15 protein-coding genes are annotated in these 16,830 nt (G+C 40.1%); 10 read left to right on the top strand and 5 right to left on the bottom strand.

Annotation, left to right across the window (positions count from 1 at the left end; translation table 11 throughout):
* Positions 1 to 159: 159 nt before the first annotated feature.
* The 4 genes from AN391_RS01745 to AN391_RS01730 all read right to left on the bottom strand — a co-directional run bounded on the left by AN391_RS01745 (position 160) and on the right by AN391_RS01730 (position 4,910).
* Positions 160 to 768: a membrane integrity-associated transporter subunit PqiC gene (locus tag AN391_RS01745; protein WP_055013790.1), complete on the bottom strand. Its 609-nt coding sequence runs from the start codon at positions 766 to 768 to the stop codon at positions 160 to 162.
* Positions 768 to 2,423, bottom strand: a complete 1,656-nt coding sequence (gene pqiB / locus AN391_RS01740) for an intermembrane transport protein PqiB (protein WP_055013789.1) — start codon at positions 2,421 to 2,423, stop codon at positions 768 to 770. The genes AN391_RS01745 and pqiB overlap by 1 nt, the downstream gene beginning before the upstream one ends.
* Positions 2,420 to 3,586, bottom strand: coding sequence for a paraquat-inducible protein A (locus AN391_RS01735; RefSeq protein WP_235576197.1), 1,167 nt, complete (start codon positions 3,584 to 3,586; stop codon positions 2,420 to 2,422). The genes pqiB and AN391_RS01735 overlap by 4 nt, the downstream gene beginning before the upstream one ends.
* A gap of 502 nt (positions 3,587 to 4,088) precedes the next feature.
* Positions 4,089 to 4,910 (bottom strand): thioesterase family protein, encoded by an 822-nt coding sequence (locus tag AN391_RS01730; protein WP_055013787.1) that lies wholly within the window; start codon positions 4,908 to 4,910, stop codon positions 4,089 to 4,091.
* Between the two features lie 241 nt (positions 4,911 to 5,151).
* On the opposite strand from AN391_RS01730, the gene dnaK reads away from it, so the two are divergent.
* The 9 genes from dnaK (at position 5,152) to AN391_RS01685 (ending at position 14,449) form a co-directional block, all read left to right on the top strand.
* Complete coding sequence (gene dnaK / locus AN391_RS01725) at positions 5,152 to 7,071, top strand: molecular chaperone DnaK (protein ID WP_055013786.1); 1,920 nt, start codon at positions 5,152 to 5,154, stop codon at positions 7,069 to 7,071.
* A gap of 201 nt (positions 7,072 to 7,272) precedes the next feature.
* Entirely contained in the window at positions 7,273 to 8,415 is a 1,143-nt protein-coding gene (gene dnaJ / locus AN391_RS01720) for a molecular chaperone DnaJ (protein WP_055013785.1), read from the top strand.
* Between the two features lie 299 nt (positions 8,416 to 8,714).
* Positions 8,715 to 9,176 (top strand): Cys-tRNA(Pro) deacylase, encoded by a 462-nt coding sequence (gene ybaK, locus AN391_RS01715; protein WP_055013784.1) that lies wholly within the window; start codon positions 8,715 to 8,717, stop codon positions 9,174 to 9,176.
* A gap of 120 nt (positions 9,177 to 9,296) precedes the next feature.
* Positions 9,297 to 9,701, top strand: a complete 405-nt coding sequence (locus AN391_RS01710) for a DUF1761 domain-containing protein (RefSeq protein WP_055013783.1) — start codon at positions 9,297 to 9,299, stop codon at positions 9,699 to 9,701.
* 48 nt (positions 9,702 to 9,749) lie between these two features.
* Positions 9,750 to 10,118: a response regulator gene (locus AN391_RS01705; RefSeq protein ID WP_055013782.1), complete on the top strand. Its 369-nt coding sequence runs from the start codon at positions 9,750 to 9,752 to the stop codon at positions 10,116 to 10,118.
* Between the two features lie 158 nt (positions 10,119 to 10,276).
* Positions 10,277 to 10,528 (top strand): hypothetical protein, encoded by a 252-nt coding sequence (locus tag AN391_RS01700; protein WP_055013781.1) that lies wholly within the window; start codon positions 10,277 to 10,279, stop codon positions 10,526 to 10,528.
* A 185-nt stretch (positions 10,529 to 10,713) separates the two neighbouring features.
* Positions 10,714 to 10,980, top strand: a complete 267-nt coding sequence (locus AN391_RS01695) for a CBU_0592 family membrane protein (protein ID WP_055013780.1) — start codon at positions 10,714 to 10,716, stop codon at positions 10,978 to 10,980.
* 171 nt (positions 10,981 to 11,151) lie between these two features.
* A complete protein-coding gene (locus AN391_RS01690) occupies positions 11,152 to 12,876 on the top strand; it encodes an ATP-binding protein (protein WP_055013779.1) in 1,725 nt (574 codons plus the stop codon).
* A gap of 154 nt (positions 12,877 to 13,030) precedes the next feature.
* Positions 13,031 to 14,449: a coniferyl aldehyde dehydrogenase gene (locus tag AN391_RS01685; RefSeq protein ID WP_055013778.1), complete on the top strand. Its 1,419-nt coding sequence runs from the start codon at positions 13,031 to 13,033 to the stop codon at positions 14,447 to 14,449.
* A 70-nt stretch (positions 14,450 to 14,519) separates the two neighbouring features.
* On the opposite strand, the gene AN391_RS01680 is transcribed toward AN391_RS01685, so the two are convergent.
* Positions 14,520 to 15,245: a tetratricopeptide repeat protein gene (locus AN391_RS01680; RefSeq protein WP_055013777.1), complete on the bottom strand. Its 726-nt coding sequence runs from the start codon at positions 15,243 to 15,245 to the stop codon at positions 14,520 to 14,522.
* Between the two features lie 583 nt (positions 15,246 to 15,828).
* Between AN391_RS01680 and AN391_RS01675 the strand changes: the two genes are divergently transcribed.
* Positions 15,829 to 16,689: a DUF6279 family lipoprotein gene (locus AN391_RS01675; RefSeq protein ID WP_055013776.1), complete on the top strand. Its 861-nt coding sequence runs from the start codon at positions 15,829 to 15,831 to the stop codon at positions 16,687 to 16,689.
* Positions 16,690 to 16,830: the final 141 nt, after the last annotated feature.

Genomic DNA, 16,830 nt, shown 5'->3' with positions numbered 1-16,830 from the left:
AAAATGGTTCACTTAATTAAGCAAATTGGCATTAATACGAATGTTAGAATGATAATAGCTTGAGCATCGGTAGCAAAATTGGCTGCATTTTGCTCTGTTTAAATAAATAGGGGAGGAGGGCGATTTTTAGTGACCATAAAACCGCCCTATAGTTAGTGTTTAAATACGTGCTTTCTCTATCGCTTTTGCCACATCTAAATTTATGTTGTACCAGGTTTGCTCAAGGGTGGCCACTAAACCATCGTAACCGTCGTCATCTATAGGCACTATATGTGAAAAATTATGTACGCTAATCAAGCTGCGGCCGGTTTCTGGATGGGTGTAATACAAGCGCCATAACCCTGAAATATCAGCGTTGCCTTGCATATCTCCATTAAAGTGGTGTACTTCATACTCAAGCTCGTAAAACGTTTGCTGATCAAGCTCGGTAATTACCGGTAAGCCCTTGATGACCATCCAATTAGGCATGGCATTGAAAAGGGTTTGTTGCGCTGTAGCGGTAAGCATAACATCAGGCGATTCCCCCCACAGATTGTAATTTGCTGCGTGAATTTGATTGTTATCTATTTTCATCGCTATGCCTAAATTATTTAATGCGCCTCTAAGTGCCACAGTTTGTACTCTAAGCTGCGCATCTGTTTCTTTAACATGACGGGATGATGAAGCAATGGGTTGTTCAAACTGATAATACTGCGTTGCTGTTTGAATTGACGCACTGCACCCTGCAAGAGTGATTAACACAGTGATGGCTAAAAATAAGTGTTTCATTATTGCTTCCTTGGTTGTGGATCAGCAGGGAGTGATTTATCAAAAATAAACATATTTGGTTGTTCATTTAAGCCACGTGTCAGCGGCTGAATTTCCTCACTTAAACGTTTAAATTCAAGTAATGTTTGCTGTAATTGATGGTGAAACTCAGAGCCTGCCTGATAGCTAGCCATGGTTTTATCAAATTGACGCATGGTCACTTCAAACTGCTCCATACTTTTAGTCATTTTATCAAAGTTACGATTAAAGTCGCCGGGCAAATTTTGTGTCTCTTTTTGGCTTAATAACGCACGCATTTCGTTAGCGAGGGCTTGGTAGTCACTAAATGTAGCCTGCATTTGCGCGAGACTGTCTTCGATTTTTAAGCTGTTTACTTTGTTAAGCACATCCGAGACCTGATCGGCAAGCACGGTAATGCCGCTGGATATACTTGGAAAAACATCATACTTCGCAAGCTTTGCTAAATGCGCTTTAGGGGCGTCGGGGTATATATCAAAATCAACATACACTGCGCCAGTTAAAAGGTTGCCGGGCTTTAAAGAGGCACGCATACCACTTTTTATCCAACCTGTTAGGCTGCTTTGCCAAAATTCTCTGGCCGCTGCGCTATCGTGATATAAACGGCCATACTCTATTTTAATCAGTACAGGCACCGCTGTATTGTGGTTTTTAAAGTGCGCGGGTTTACCATCAATAATAACGTTAGCGGGCGCTTCTACCACTGTACCAATTCGAGTGCCACGATATTCCACCGGGGCACCGGGGCGTAGGCCTCGTATTGATTGTTCAAAGTCAATAATGTAGTAATCAAAATCGTAAAAGCGCTCTTCCAAGGCTTCTTTGTAGCTTTGACTCAACGAGAAGTTGTGGCCGTTTTGTGCAATATCGCCAGGTGCTTGTTGATCGGGTAAGCCAACCGAAATACCGCCTTTGAGAAGCTTGCTCAGTGAGCCAGTACTTATATTAATACCATCGGCTGATAAGTCGATTTCAATCCCTGCATTAACCCAAAAAATAGAGTTTAATGTTATGAGGTTTTGATACGGCTCATTAATAAAAATGCCGTACTTCATTGCTTGGTTTTTCCAGTCAAAGGTAGCGGTTTCTATTTGGCCTATTTTATAATTTTTAAAAAATATGCCTGTACTAACTTCGAGTACCTCAGCATTGTAGCTGAGTAATTGAAAACGCCCACCTTTTACATCTTTACCAATAAGGGCGGGCTCGTCTTGTAATACAAAACGCTCTTTAAGTTTTTTACTCTCCCCTGGGGAAAACTCTAAATAAACACCCGACAAAAGCGTACTCATGCCGCTAATGCCAGTCTCGTCTATACGGGGTTTAACAACCCAAATTTTGGCATCTTCGGTGAGTAGTTCGTTATAATTTCTGTCTATTTGTGCGCGGGCAATTACGCTATCTTGCGAGTCAGATAGGCGTATAGCGTCAATTTGACCAATTTTAACACTGCGCACCTTTATTTCTGTTTTACCTGCAATAATGCCCTCTGCATGGGGCATTTTTATATAAATAGTAGGGCCTACATTTGCTTGATATTGATACAACATCCAAATACCAACTAATAAGGCTATTAGCGGAATAATCCAAATAGCTGAGATTTTTGGTTTGTTTGTTACATTAGCCGTTTCGGTCATGCTTTATTCTCTGAATGTTTGTTTTTTGGTGTATCCCACAACAAGCGTGGATCAAACGCATGTGCAGCCATCATTTGGCATATTACCATAACAGTAAAAAATACAATGCCTAGCCCAGGCGTAATTGACATTAAATTACCTAATTGCACTAAGGCGACGAGTATAGCAACAACAAATACATCAATCATTGACCATTTGCCAATAAATTCAGTAAGTTGATAAATTTTAGTATAGCCTTTTGTATGCTTGTTAGCAGGTTTTGCCACCATAAAACATAAAAAACTTAGCACAAGGGCTTTGGCTAAAGGCACCACCACACTGGCTAAAAATATAATGGCGGCAATGGGGTAGGAGCCACTTTTCCAAAGTGTCAGTACGCCGCCAATTAAGGTTGACGGTGATGTATCGCCAAGACTGGTGGTATGCATTATTGGTAATAAGTTTGCAGGTATATAACAAAGCACTGAGGTGACTAACCAAGCCGCTGCTTTTTGAACACTGTTGGGGTTTCTTATGTGAGTTTTAGTGTGGCAACGCGGACAATAGTCATCTTTACAAAGTTGGTGGCATACATGGCAGGCTTTTATGTTGCGATCAATAGCGCGTTTAGCATGTGATGTGTCATCAAGTGTTATGGCGGGCTTAATTTGTGCCCATAGACGAGGCTTGTTTACATGAGCAAGCGCGGCAATGTACATAACAACAAAGCCAATATAAGCCCAGAAGCTGGTCCCAAAACTAATGTCGGCAAGCGACATAATCTTAACCATGCTGACCAGTACACCAATTAAAAATATTTCAGACATGATCCACGGCTCAAGAGCCAAGGTAAATTTGAGTAAACGTCTAGCAATACCATTTGGCAAAGATTGTAAAAGCCCAAGGTGCATAGGAATAAGAATGAGCAGTAAGCTCATTGGTAGCGCAATAATACTTAAGTCAATAAATAAACCAAGTAACTGACTATCGTAATTAAATAAAATTCGGGCGGCATCGGGTAGGGTGATGGTTTGCGTAATACCGCTACTACTAAACGAAATAAACGGGTAAAACATGCTACTTAATAGCATAAGTAATGAGCCAATACTGAGTGCGACCACTTTAGTGTCGTTATTTACATCGCTTTCGCACAACTTATGGTGACAATGCGGACACACAGCCATTTGCTTATTGGCTATTGCAGGTATATCAATTATTAAATCGCAGCACGGGCAAATCGTTTGCAAGTTATAACCATCAAAGAAGAATGTTTATGCAATTTTGCTATATTTGGGTTATTAATACAACGCGATTCATCATTAGGCGCAATAACACTTTGTTAAGGGTAGGTATGAGGCTGTTATAACTTAGCTTTAATAGCTATTTTTTATAAACCCGGCAATGGATGCTGCTCAGTGAAAAGCCTGCTGTGATTGCTGCCAGCGCGACAATTCCGCCATAAGAAAACAGGGTAGATGTAATTATCTCCAATGAGCGCATATTCCATTACTATAACAATACACACTCATTACCCGTTAATATTCACCCAATTTACTAAAAGCCCAGTGCCTTGCTTATTTTAGCAACTTAGTACTTAAAAAAAGCATTTAATAATGGCGGCCAAATATAAAAGTAAAGGGTAAATATCAACAAATAATAAGTGGTTAACAGCAAGCCAAGCGGTGTTTAATCAAATAAAGCAACGGTTTGACGCGTTAATGCAATTAACTCCCCTGACTGCGACCAAATACAGCCATCTTCTAATCCGTAGCCACCTTTTGCATGATGTGTGATTGCTTCAAAGCCTAACCACTCTCCAGGTGTAAGTGTTGGCTCTTGCACAAATTCTAAATACCACGACATGCTACTTGCTGGCGCAGGTTGCTTAAACATTTGCAGTAATGTGGGTGGCCAAGCATCTGTTAGTGCAATGATATGCGCTTCTGTAATGGTTTCGGGAGTGTGTTTAAAACGCATCCAACCACCTAAATGCGAAGTCTCAGCAGCACTAAATGGCATAGCGCCTTGCTGCGGGCATAAATCAACATGCTGGAAAAACTCAGGCATTTGCCCTTGAATAAATGGCAATGTATGTCGTGCATCTACAGGCTTTAATCCCATTTCTTTACTTACTGGTACGTTAACACCTGATTGCCTATCAATAGCGAAGCACGCTTGGACAATTACACACACTTGCTCACTTTGAATCACTTTAGCTAATACCTGAGTACTGCTTTTACCTTGGCGTAAAATTTCAACTGACATCGAAAAAGGCATGTCAGCAAGCAATGGCCCCACAAAATTAGTACTCAAAGAAAGTAATCGTCTACTTGGGTCAATGTGTTTTCTGATTGCTTGATAAAGTAGTGCAGCAGAAAGGCCACCAAAGGCGGTTCTACCTTGGCACCAATTAGCCGGAAATTCCATTGTGTTGCTGTGAGCGGTGAGCGCAGCCGAAGACGTGCTAGAAATAGCAGAGGCTTGTTTTAATAAGTCATCAAAATGCATCGTTAATATCCTTGAAATTATCATTATTAAACATATATAACACATATCAACTGGTCAGACTAGTTGAGTTGAAGGGGTGTATTTGGCGCAAAAAACATCAAACCCTACTTTTATTAAGGTTTTTTGTTAAATAAATTACAAAAAATGAATTTTTTTTCATTTTTACAGTTGAATTCACTTTGTGGCATCCCTATTTACTAGTCATCGAACGTATTAACGAATTTGAAGTTGGAGAAGATTCATGGGTAAAATTATTGGAATCGATTTAGGTACTACAAACTCTTGTGTTGCAGTACTTGATGGTGATAAAGCACGTGTTATTGAAAATGCGGAAGGCGATCGCACAACCCCGTCTATTATTGCTTACACGCAAGACGGCGAAACACTAGTAGGTCAGCCTGCTAAGCGTCAAGCGGTTACTAACCCAACTAACACGTTATTTGCAATTAAGCGTTTAATCGGTCGTCGTTTTGAAGACGAAGAAGTACAACGCGATATCGGTATTATGCCGTTTAAAATCATTAAAGCTGATAACGGCGATGCATGGGTAGAAGCAGGCGGTGAAAAACGCGCTGCACCACAAATTTCTGCAGAAGTACTTAAAAAAATGAAGAAAACGGCAGAAGACTTCTTAGGTGAAGAAGTAACTGAAGCTGTAATCACAGTACCTGCATACTTTAACGATTCACAACGTCAAGCAACAAAAGATGCTGGTCGTATTGCGGGTCTTGAAGTTAAACGTATCATCAATGAGCCAACAGCTGCTGCCCTTGCTTACGGCATGGACAAAAACAAAGGTGAAAACGTTGTTGCAGTATACGACTTAGGTGGTGGTACTTTCGATTTATCTATCATTGAAATTGATGAAGTTGAAGGCGAGCACACATTTGAAGTACTTGCTACAAACGGTGACACTCACTTAGGTGGTGAAGATTTCGATAACCGTGTAATCAACTACCTAGTAGCTGAGTTCAAGAAAGACCAAGGTATCGATTTAGAAAACGATCCGCTTGCTATGCAACGTGTTAAAGAAGCGGCTGAAAAAGCGAAAATCGAACTATCATCTGCACAATCTACAGAAGTTAACCTTCCGTACGTAACTGCCGATGCATCAGGTCCTAAGCACATGAACGTTAAACTAACGCGTGCTAAACTTGAGTCATTAGTTGAAGACTTAGTAACTAAGTCAATTGAGCCACTTAAACGTGCACTAGCGGATGCTGATTTATCTGTAAATGATATTAACGATATCATTTTAGTAGGTGGTCAAACACGTATGCCACTAGTACAAAAAACTGTTGCTGAGTTCTTTGGTAAAGAGCCACGTAAAGATGTTAACCCTGATGAAGCTGTAGCAGTAGGCGCGGCAATTCAAGGTGGTGTATTAGCAGGCGACGTTAAAGACGTACTACTATTAGACGTGTCTCCATTATCGCTAGGTATTGAGACAATGGGCTCTGTAATGACACCGCTAATTGAGAAAAATACAACGATTCCAACTAAGAAATCGCAAACTTTCTCTACAGCAGAAGATAACCAGTCTGCGGTTACGATTCATGTACTACAAGGTGAGCGTAAACGTGCTAGCGACAACAAATCTTTAGGTCAATTTAACCTAGAAGGTATTCGTCCAGCACAACGTGGTACGCCACAAATCGAAGTAACTTTTGATGTAGATGCGGATGGTATCTTACATGTATCAGCGAAAGATAAAGATACAGGTAAAGAGCAAAAGATCACGATTCAAGCGTCTTCAGGCTTAAGCGATGAAGAAGTAGAAAAAATGGTTCGTGATGCAGAAGCGAATGCTGAAGAAGACAAAAAGTTTGAAGAGCTAGTAGCAACTCGTAACCAAGCTGATGCAATGGTACACGGCACTCGCAAGCAAATTGAAGAAGCGGGTGATGCACTACCAAGCGAAGACAAAGAGGCAATTGAAGCCGCTGTTGTTGACCTTGAAGCAGCTATTAAGAGCGATGACAAAGCTGAAATTGAAGCTAAAACGCAAGCACTTGCTGAAAAGTCTCAAAAGCTAATGGAAATTGCTCAAGCTAAAGCGCAACAAGGTGGCGCAGATGCAGGCGAGCAACCACAACAGTCTGCTAAGCAAGACGATGATGTAGTTGATGCTGAGTTTGAAGAAGTAAAAGACGACAAGTAATTGTCAGCTAAGCTTCTAACTAGCCTAAACAACATGATTTGCTCACGTTTTTAGGGTAGGATGAACTTTTGAGGCGCGCAGGCTACAGCTTGTCGCGCCTTTTGTATGTATTTAAGGTTTAAAATTTTCATGATAAATCGATGTGATTTATCGGTTTATCCCGCAGCTTAGCTGCAAATAGAAAAGAGTAGTGTGATAGATATGTCAAAACGCGATTATTACGAAGTTCTCGGCGTAAGCAAAGATGCAAGCGAGAGAGACATAAAAAAAGCGTATAAACGCTTAGCGATGAAATATCACCCAGATCGTACCGCCGGTGATAAAGATCTCGAATCAAAGTTTAAAGAAGTAAAAGAAGCATACGAGATATTAACCGACGATCAAAAACGTCAAATGTATGACCAATACGGCCATGCTGCCTTTGAACAAGGCGGTGGCGGCGGTCACGGTGGCTTTGGCGGTGGTGGTCAAGGCGATTTTGGTGATATTTTTGGTGATGTGTTCGGTGACATTTTTGGTGGCGGTGGTGGCCGTCGTCAATCGCGCCAGCAACGTGGTTCGGACTTACGTTACAACATGGACCTAAGCTTAGAAGAAGCGGTTCGTGGTAAAGAAGTAGAAATAAAAGTACCGACATGGGTTAGCTGTAAGCCCTGTGATGGCAGTGGTGCTAAAGCAGGCTCTAAGCCTAAAACATGTACTACGTGTCATGGCGCTGGGCAAGTACAAATGCGCCAAGGATTCTTTGCTGTGCAACAAACGTGTCCAACATGTCAGGGACAAGGTCAGATTATTTCAGACCCTTGTAACAAGTGTCATGGGCAAGGGCGCGTTGAAAAAACAAAAACGTTGTCAGTCAAAATTCCAGCAGGCGTAGACACGGGCGATCGCATTCGTTTAAGTGGTGAAGGCGAAGCGGGCATGCACGGGGCGCCAGCAGGCGATTTATACGTACAAGTATCGGTTCGCGAACACCCAATATTTGTTCGTGAAGCAAATAACTTATACTGCGAAGTGCCTATTAGCTTTACTACTGCCGGTTTGGGTGGCGAAATTGAAGTACCTACACTTGATGGCCGTGCAAAACTTAAAATACCGTCTGAAACACAAACGGGCAAAATGTTCCGTATGCGTGGCAAAGGTGTTAAATCTGTACGTAGTGGTGCTCAAGGTGACTTAATTTGTAAAGTCGTGATTGAAACGCCAGTTAATTTAAACGAGCGTCAACGCGAGTTACTTAAAGAGTTAGACGAGAGCATGGGCAAAGATAGCTCAAAAAACCGTCCTAAAGAGCAAGGCTTTTTTGACGGTGTTAAAAAGTTTTTTGACGATTTAACTAAGTAATTAGTTATCGTAAAAACTAAATAACGGTGCTTGATGCACCGTTTTTTTTGGCTCAAATTCATGTAATTTATACCTATCACTGGGCACTACCTAACACTTTTATAAAGTGCGTATACCCAATCGATTAATTCACTGAGCTTATTTTGTTGTCTTAGGTAATTCCCCTGCGCGTCTTTACCCTTTGCACCTATATCCTCGTCAATAAGCGGCTATTAACGTATCTGCTATTAAGTAACCCTTCAAAATGATTAGCCCTTATTGTAGATTAATAATGCGCTTAAATAACAGGGCTAACTTGAATGACCCCAGCAATAGAGTTACTGAAAAAACAAAATGTGCCTCACGATGTACTTAGTTATCAACACGATGCTAATACAACGCGTTATGGCCAAGAAGCCGTTGAAAAGTTAAACCTTAACAGTGAGCAGGTATTTAAAACCCTTGTGCTTGAAACCAGTGAAGGGAAGTTAATTGTTGCCGTTACACCGGTATCCCAGCAAGTAAATTTAAAGCAATTAGCCAAATTGAGTCATGCTAAAAAGGTCGCAATGGCAAGCGCACCAAAGGTACAAGCCGCCACGGGATACATTTTAGGAGGGGTTAGTCCGCTTGGGCAAAAAAAGCGCCTACCCACCTTTATTCATTCAAGCGCTATAGCCTTTAATACAGTGTATGTAAGTGCAGGTAAGCGAGGGCTTGAGCTAGCGCTTTCGCCAACTGATTTAAAAGAACAAACACGTGCCATTTATGGTGATTTTTAAAAAGATCCACGCAAACTAATATAGCCTAAGCCGCAAATTTTAAAGGCGATAATTTGCTGCTTAGGGTATTTTTAACTACAGTCAGAATACCCTTGTACACTATGTATTATGGCAGTATGTATGAATTTTACTGATGTTGATTTTTTTGCCGTGCTTGTGGCGGCACTTTCCTCTTTTATGCTTGGCGGTATTTGGTATTCAAACGCTTTTTTTAAAAATGCCTGGTTAGAGTGCACAGGTCTTACTGAGCTTGATTTACAAACAGCAAAACCGGCGTTAATTTTTGGCGGCAGTATGGTACTTGCACTTGTGTCGGCGGTAGTACTTTCATTATTTTTGGGTAAAGAAGCCGGTATGGGAGAGGGCGCATTTACAGGCTTTGCCATCGGTTTGTTTTGGGTAGGTAGCTCGCTTGGACTTAGTTATATTTATGAGCAGCGTCCAATCAAGCTATTTTTAATTAATGCAGGGTATTACACATTACAGTTTACATTAATGGGTTTCATTATAGGTGTATGGCCGTAAGCGCTTAATTCTGGCCCCCTTTGAGAGCCCAATACAGTAAAGATAATTATGAAAATATTAGTCGTAGGTGACATGCCTCTCATGCGCCACGTATTAATTAATATGTTGAGGCAGCTAGATTATAAAAACGTGGTGGAGGCAACTGATGGCTACCAGGCGTTGAAAATACTGAATCAGCAAAAGTTTGATTTAGTTATAACCGACCTACATATGCCTAAAGTAGATGGTGTAAACCTACTCGATAAAATACATCATGATGAAGCCTTAGTCGACTTACCCGTTATTATGATCACGTGCGAAGATAACGCAGATACAGTAAAGCAAGTTATAAAAGCAAAAGTGTCGGGGTTTATTATTAAGCCATTTAATATGAATGTGTTATCAGCGCAATTAAACCGTCTGTTTTTTAGAGATTAATGTAAACGCTTGTAAGGCGTTTTATATTGCACCTATTATTTTAACCCCTGTGTTCTCTCCACCGCTTATTAGGCACTTTGCCAAGCGTCTATAACGTTTTTATTTATTAACTGCTAAAATGCCTGCTTTGCAATTACGTAGGTATGTTAAAGACGTATATGGCTAAGCCAAATAAAAAAGGTCCGACTAAAACAGTCGATATTTTTTGCTCTGCTTGCAAAGCGGCGCTATTTAAATATAGAAAAGGCGGCAAAGGCGCTTTAGTTAAATGTTTTATAGAGCGAATAACTCAGGACTACACAACAACACCGTGTATTTGCCCTAAATGCGAGCGCCCGTTTGCGCGCCCAGCAATCATACGTGGTACGCCAGCCTACAAAATAATTGGTGGTAAGGTTACCTTTAAATAACTTTATTTATCAAAAAACATTTAATTACAATAGATTAGCCCTGATATAGATTGGGGCGGACAATTGACCTTGTAGCAATAAATAAGGTTGATATACTCGCCCGGTTTTGCTGTTTCAATGATTGAAAAACACCCTCCCCAAGGATAGGGCCAGTTAGTTGGGTTTTTTAAGCAAAGGATAAACGTGTGATAGCACTGTTATTTGATATTGTAGGTATGGCGGGTACTTTCTTAGTTGTTGGTGCGTTTTTTTTATTACAACTGAATAAAGCATCCCCAACGGGGTTATTGTACAACACAATGAATTTGTCAGGAGCAATTTTGCTGCTAATCAGTTTGTGTTACAACTTTAACCTTGCAAGCTTTGTAATCGAGATTTTTTGGATTGCAGCTTCGCTGATCGGCTTATACAAGTACGTTAAAAATAAGCCTAAATTAGCCACTAACGCTTAATTTTAGTGTTGCTAATTGTGTTGACTGTTGCGAGTCAGTATAGACTTGCAGCAGTTTATAAATAAATTAAGCTTTATTGTATTTGTTAACACAAAGTTTCTGTTGTTAGCGCTCATAACCCGTTAAACTAGCGCCCTTAAATTTTATAGCTATTATGTTGTGAGCTAGGGCATGTTCTCCTTTTCTAAAAAACTTCTTTTAATTTTTGTTGTACTGATAGTGCTATTATCGGTGGTGTTTTGCTATGGCCGAACTCATTACTATAATCAGGCCGAGCAAAAAGCAGCCCAACAAGCAACTCAGTTAAAGCACTACATTGATACCGAGCTTGCACGTTTTTCAAAAATCCCACAGCTTCTTACCTATAACAATGCGGTTATTAATTTTTTAGGTGCGCCGCAAAATAACGAAAAAAAAATTAATAACTATTTAGCCGATATACAACAAGCCAGTGGCGCTTCAGACATTTATATCCTTGATGAGCAAGGCGCTGTAATCGCAAGTAGCAACTGGCAGGCTGATCATAACTTTTTGGGTAGTGACTTGTCGTTTAGACCTTACTTTAAACGCGCATTTGCAGGCGAAAAAGTCGCGTACTTTGCCGTGGGCATGCGTACAAAAGAGCGAGGTATTTACTTTTCTCAAGCCATTTATAACAACAATAAGGCAGTAGGTGTTGTTGCGCTAAAAGTTAACGTAAATAAATTTGAAAGTGATCGCGAGCTATTAAATACCGCCAAAGGTAGTCACTTTTATGTGCAATTAGAAGATAGCGTGATTGCAATCTCAGATATGAAAGACTGGCGCCTTAATACGTTTTCCACTCTCGATATAACGGATCGTAGGGATATAGCTCAACGTCAAGCATATCTAGATTATCAACCTACGCTGATAGCCCATTCAAATTACACATCGCAAAGGTTACTGTTTAACACAATTGGTGAGCACAACTATCTATCGGTAGAGCAAAAATTACGCTTTTTGAATGCATCGGTCACTGTATTAGTAAATGTATCTAACGCTAATATTGCTCAATTACCTGCGTTATTTGGCTTTTTGGTCATTTATGCACTTGTTATTGCGTTAGGGTATTTAGTTTTAAGACGCTTTGCAGGCGTAAAAAAGTTGGTGTATTCACATCACAGTGTTAGCCAAGAAATTGATGCGCGCACCAATGCGTTTAAAGCTCACCAAGAGGCATTAGTACAATCAACTAAACTTGCAACAATTGGCCAGCTTAGCATGGGCTTTAACCACGAAATAAATCATCCGCTTAATACTATTAATACCTATCTAGCTAGCGCTAAACGTTTGCTTGCTAAAGGTAAGTTTGAATCCCTAAACGAAAATTTACAGTTTATTGAAGCTTTAGTTGCAAGGGTACAAAAAATAGTTGCACAGCTAAATTATTTTTCTGATTCTACGCAAACGACTATTAATGAAGTGCCATTAAGTGAATCAGTAGCCAGGGCACTTGATATAAATAAAAACCAGCTAAAGCAAGACAATATAAGTGTGTTATCCACTAAAATTGACAGCCAATTAAACGTGTTAGCAGATAAAGCAGCCCTTGAAGAGGTACTGGTTAATTTAATATCGAATGCCAGCCAAGCAATGCAAGGCTGTATCACCCGCGAGCTCAGCATTAGCGCGGGTTATGTTAACAAAGAGATTCAACTGTGTATTGAAGATACTGGGCCAGGCATAGAGGTGCACGATATAGATAAAATTTTTGAGCCTTTTTACAGTACTAAATCGGTCGATGGGCTAGGACTTGGGTTGTGTATATGTAAGCAAATTATTAGCGCACTTAAAGGAACGTTAAGTGCGCAGAACCGAGAGCAGGGCGGCGCTAAGTTTATTATTACACTGCCTAGTGGGGCGCTAACACGCTAAATAAAAGTAATTTAAGGGGTAAATGATTGAGCAAGTAGTGGTTAATTGTGGCTATTTGTTCCTATAAAAACGGTGATTTTTAGATAGTTAGTGTTATTGCTCGAAAATCAGAACGGCGTTATAGTCGTAGCAAAATGATACTCGAGTAGCACCTTTGGATACTGATAGCACATACACACCGTCACTCAGCGATACGTTTAATGAGCTGCAAAATAGCTTTTTAGCCCAGTCGTACCTCCCGATAGATAAGCGTATCGTATTATTAAAAACGTTGCACAAACGAATTGTTAGTCACGAACAAGCGCTTATAGATGCAGCATCAAAAGACTTTGGCTACAGAACCGCGTTCGATACGTTACTTGGTGATATTTTGCCAACGGTTCAGGGCTTAGCGCACATTATTAAAAAATTGCCAAAATGGGCAAAACCCAGTAAGCGCTCAGCGAGCTTAAGTTTGTGGCCATCAAAAGTGAGTGTGACATACCAGCCACTTGGTGTAGTTGGGGTGATTGCGCCTTGGAATTATCCCATACAATTGGCATTAGTGCCTGTTATTACCGCTATTGCCGCGGGCAATAGGGTCATGCTTAAGCTCAGCGAATTTACCCCGCATACTAATGCTGTCATCGAGAAAATATTTGCAGATGAGCTACAAGCACATTGTAAAGTGGTGTTAGGGGCAAGCGATGTAGCAAGTGAATTTTCGTCATTGCCATTTGCACATTTACTGTTTACTGGCTCAACGTCAGTGGGCAAGCTGGTGATGAAAGCAGCCAGCGAAAATTTAACCCCTGTTACCTTAGAGCTAGGTGGAAAATCACCTGTAATTATTACTGAGCAGGCGGATATTAAAAAAGCAGCGCAAACATTACTGTTTGGTAAAATGGCAAATGCAGGACAAATTTGTGTAGCCCCAGATTATGTATTTGTGCCTAAATCCCTTGAGCATCAGCTGGTACAGCAATTGTGCGAGCTTTATAAAAAGCACTTTAAAGACGGGGTTGAAGGAAAAAATTTAACGTCAATTATTAGCGATGCGCATTACAGTCGCTTAGAAGGGTATTTAACACAAGCACATGAGTTGGGTGCGCAAGTTATTAAGCCACTCAGCCAAAACCAACAAGACAAACAAAAGCATAGAATGGGGTTGCATATTGTTATCGCGCCTAGCGATGATATGACGCTAATGCAAGATGAATTATTTGGCCCCATTTTGCCGATTAAAACCTACGAAAAGCTCGATGAGGCAATTAGCTACATTAAAGCGCATAATCACCCTTTAGCGCTATATATTTTGGGACAAGATAAGCACGCTCAAGATTACATAATGCAGCAAACATTAAGCGGTACAGTTGCTGTAAACGATGCTTTAGTGCAGGTGACAGCAGATGATGTGCCATTTGGTGGCGTTGGGCATTCTGGAATGGGGCATTATCATGGCAAAGAAGGGTTTTTAACCTTTAGTCATGCAAAAAACACCTTGGTGTCTGGCTCGTTTAACCCACGTACCGGGCTTTTACTAAAACAGAGTAACTTTATTATTAAGCTGCTTAAGTTTTTATATATTAAGTAAATTGGTATAAAAAAGGGCTAATGCGAGACGCATTTGCCCTTGTGTAATGCTTTGTTTAGCAATGCGAAAATTAAAATAAACGTCCTTCACCGGCGTAAGTGCCCGCGAGTATTTTTTCGTAAATTTTGTCGGCTTTTTCTTTTGCTTCTTCTATTTCTTTAGGGAGCATTTTACGCTCATCTAGCTTGCGGCTATGGCTTGCTTGCATGTTGCCGTTGTATTCGGCAATGGTGTTCCATACATATGATTTCTCTAGATCTTTAGGCATGCCTAGACCTTCGAAATACATGAGTGCCAAATTAAATTGCGCCAGTGAATAGTTATTAGCAGCGGCTTTTTCGTACCATGTTCTGGCTTGTTTGTAATCGCGCGTGACGCCCTCGCCATTTGCGTACATAACACCTAAATTGAATTGTGCGGCAGGGAGGTTTTTTTTCGCTGCTTTTTCGAATAACGTCACCGCCATTTGCTTATCAAGCTTTACGCCTTTGCCTTCATCGTATAAAACGGCTAGTGCAAACATTGAGTCAGCGTGATTTTTTTTAACGCCTTCTTTATAAAGCTCTGCCGCTTTAAAATAGTCGCGCGTAACGCCATAGCCACCTTCGTAAAGTTTACCTAGTTCGTAAATTCCCGGCGCAAAGCCTTTGTCAGCTAAATATTCAAATTCTTTTAGTGCTATAGCAAATTTGCCTTCGTTGGCCGCTCTTATACCATCTTCAAGAGTTGCATGTGCAAATGGGCTTGAAAGCAAAACGCCAGTGAGTATTAATGCTTTTAAATTAAACTGTGACATAGCCATGTCTCCAATAGGTAATAGTTGCAATGTGTATGTATAAAAACCTGTTTTATTGCAACACTTTGTACTTACTATTTAATAGCCACGTATAAAATGGTGCAAGTGCTTGGTTAAAGTAAATTAAAATCGCTTTCATGATTATGTGTGCGTTTAATATATAGCCAAGCTATAGTGGTAATTATAGCTTAAATAAGCAATTATATTGCTAATAATGCGGTGTTTATAAGCGTAAGATACAGATATTACAGAAAATTTAAAGCAGTAAAAAAGCGCAAGCCAAGGCCTGCGCTTTTAATGTCATATTAACCGTCACTAATATGAGCAATGTAGCAAGTAGAGATGAACTTTTATGCTATTACTTGGGTCGAGTAAATAATAGTCAATAAGCAGTCATGTGCTTAAAACAAAATGCCAGCATCCATGCTGTATTTCTTCCTTGGGCACTGAGGTCGTTACACTTTGTTTATGCGATTAATTATTATTTAGATTTAACTATGTGTCAATAGTAAATAATAATTATTATCAATTAAGTGCTGCCTTTACGGAATATCTGAGAGTATGAGTGATAGAAGGGGTTTACATGTTTAAAATAAAAAATATAAAAGTATCACGCGCCACCATCGTGCTTAGCCTACTGTTTTTGTGTAGTTGTTCAGCTTCGTTTACTTATAATAATTTAACGTGGCTTTCGTCGTTTTGGATAGATGACTATATAGACCTTACTAAACAGCAAAATAAACAACTTAAAAATATCATCAATACCACTCAGCAGTGGCACCGCAGTACACAGTTACCAAGGTATAAGCAAGATATATTAAATTTAAAAACGTTATTTAATAAACAGTTAGATTATCAACAATTAAAGGCCCAAGTGGTCTTGGCAAGAGCTCACTTTCAAAACATTCTCGAACAGGCACATATTGAGCTTGCGCAATTAGGGTTTACGCTTTCGTATGAACAGCGTGCCGAGCTCATTGCTAATATCCAAGCGCAAATTAACGATGAATACGAAGAGTTTAATGAATTAACAGCGCAAGAGCGTAAAAGTGAGCGCCTAGAAAGGCAGCTAGATTACTATAAACAATGGCTAGGAAACTTAACGCCTGTGCAAACGCAGCTTATTACTCAAGCTAACAATGCTCATTATGATTCCTCACTGCTTTGGCATCAGTACAAGCAAACGCGTTTAAATGCAGCGCAACAGGTACTTTTAAATGAAACTCTCAATGAAGCTGATTTTGTTAAACAATTGAGCCATGTAATTACTCAGCGAGAAGCGTATATGAGCAAAGAGTTATTAGCCAATAATGAAGCGAATTTAGAACGTTATGTAAACTTGCTCTTAAAGCTAAATGCGACGTTGAGTGAGCAGCAACGAGAACGTGTAAATGAGGAGTTTGATGACCTTGTTAATACGCTCACCGATTTAATAGAGGATTAAAGCCGCCTTGTTGCTTACTAATTAGGCATGCATGCTGGTTTATAAATTTTACGCTTATTGAGCTAACTACATAAATGCTAAAATAATAATTTAAAGTTGAAAACGTCCTAGCTGATCGCTTTTAAAATATATCACGTACGC

Source organism: Pseudoalteromonas sp. P1-13-1a (assembly GCF_001401875.1).
In the GTDB taxonomy this organism is placed as follows: domain Bacteria; phylum Pseudomonadota; class Gammaproteobacteria; order Enterobacterales; family Alteromonadaceae; genus Pseudoalteromonas.
This window is presented reverse-complemented; position numbering and strand designations above follow the sequence as displayed.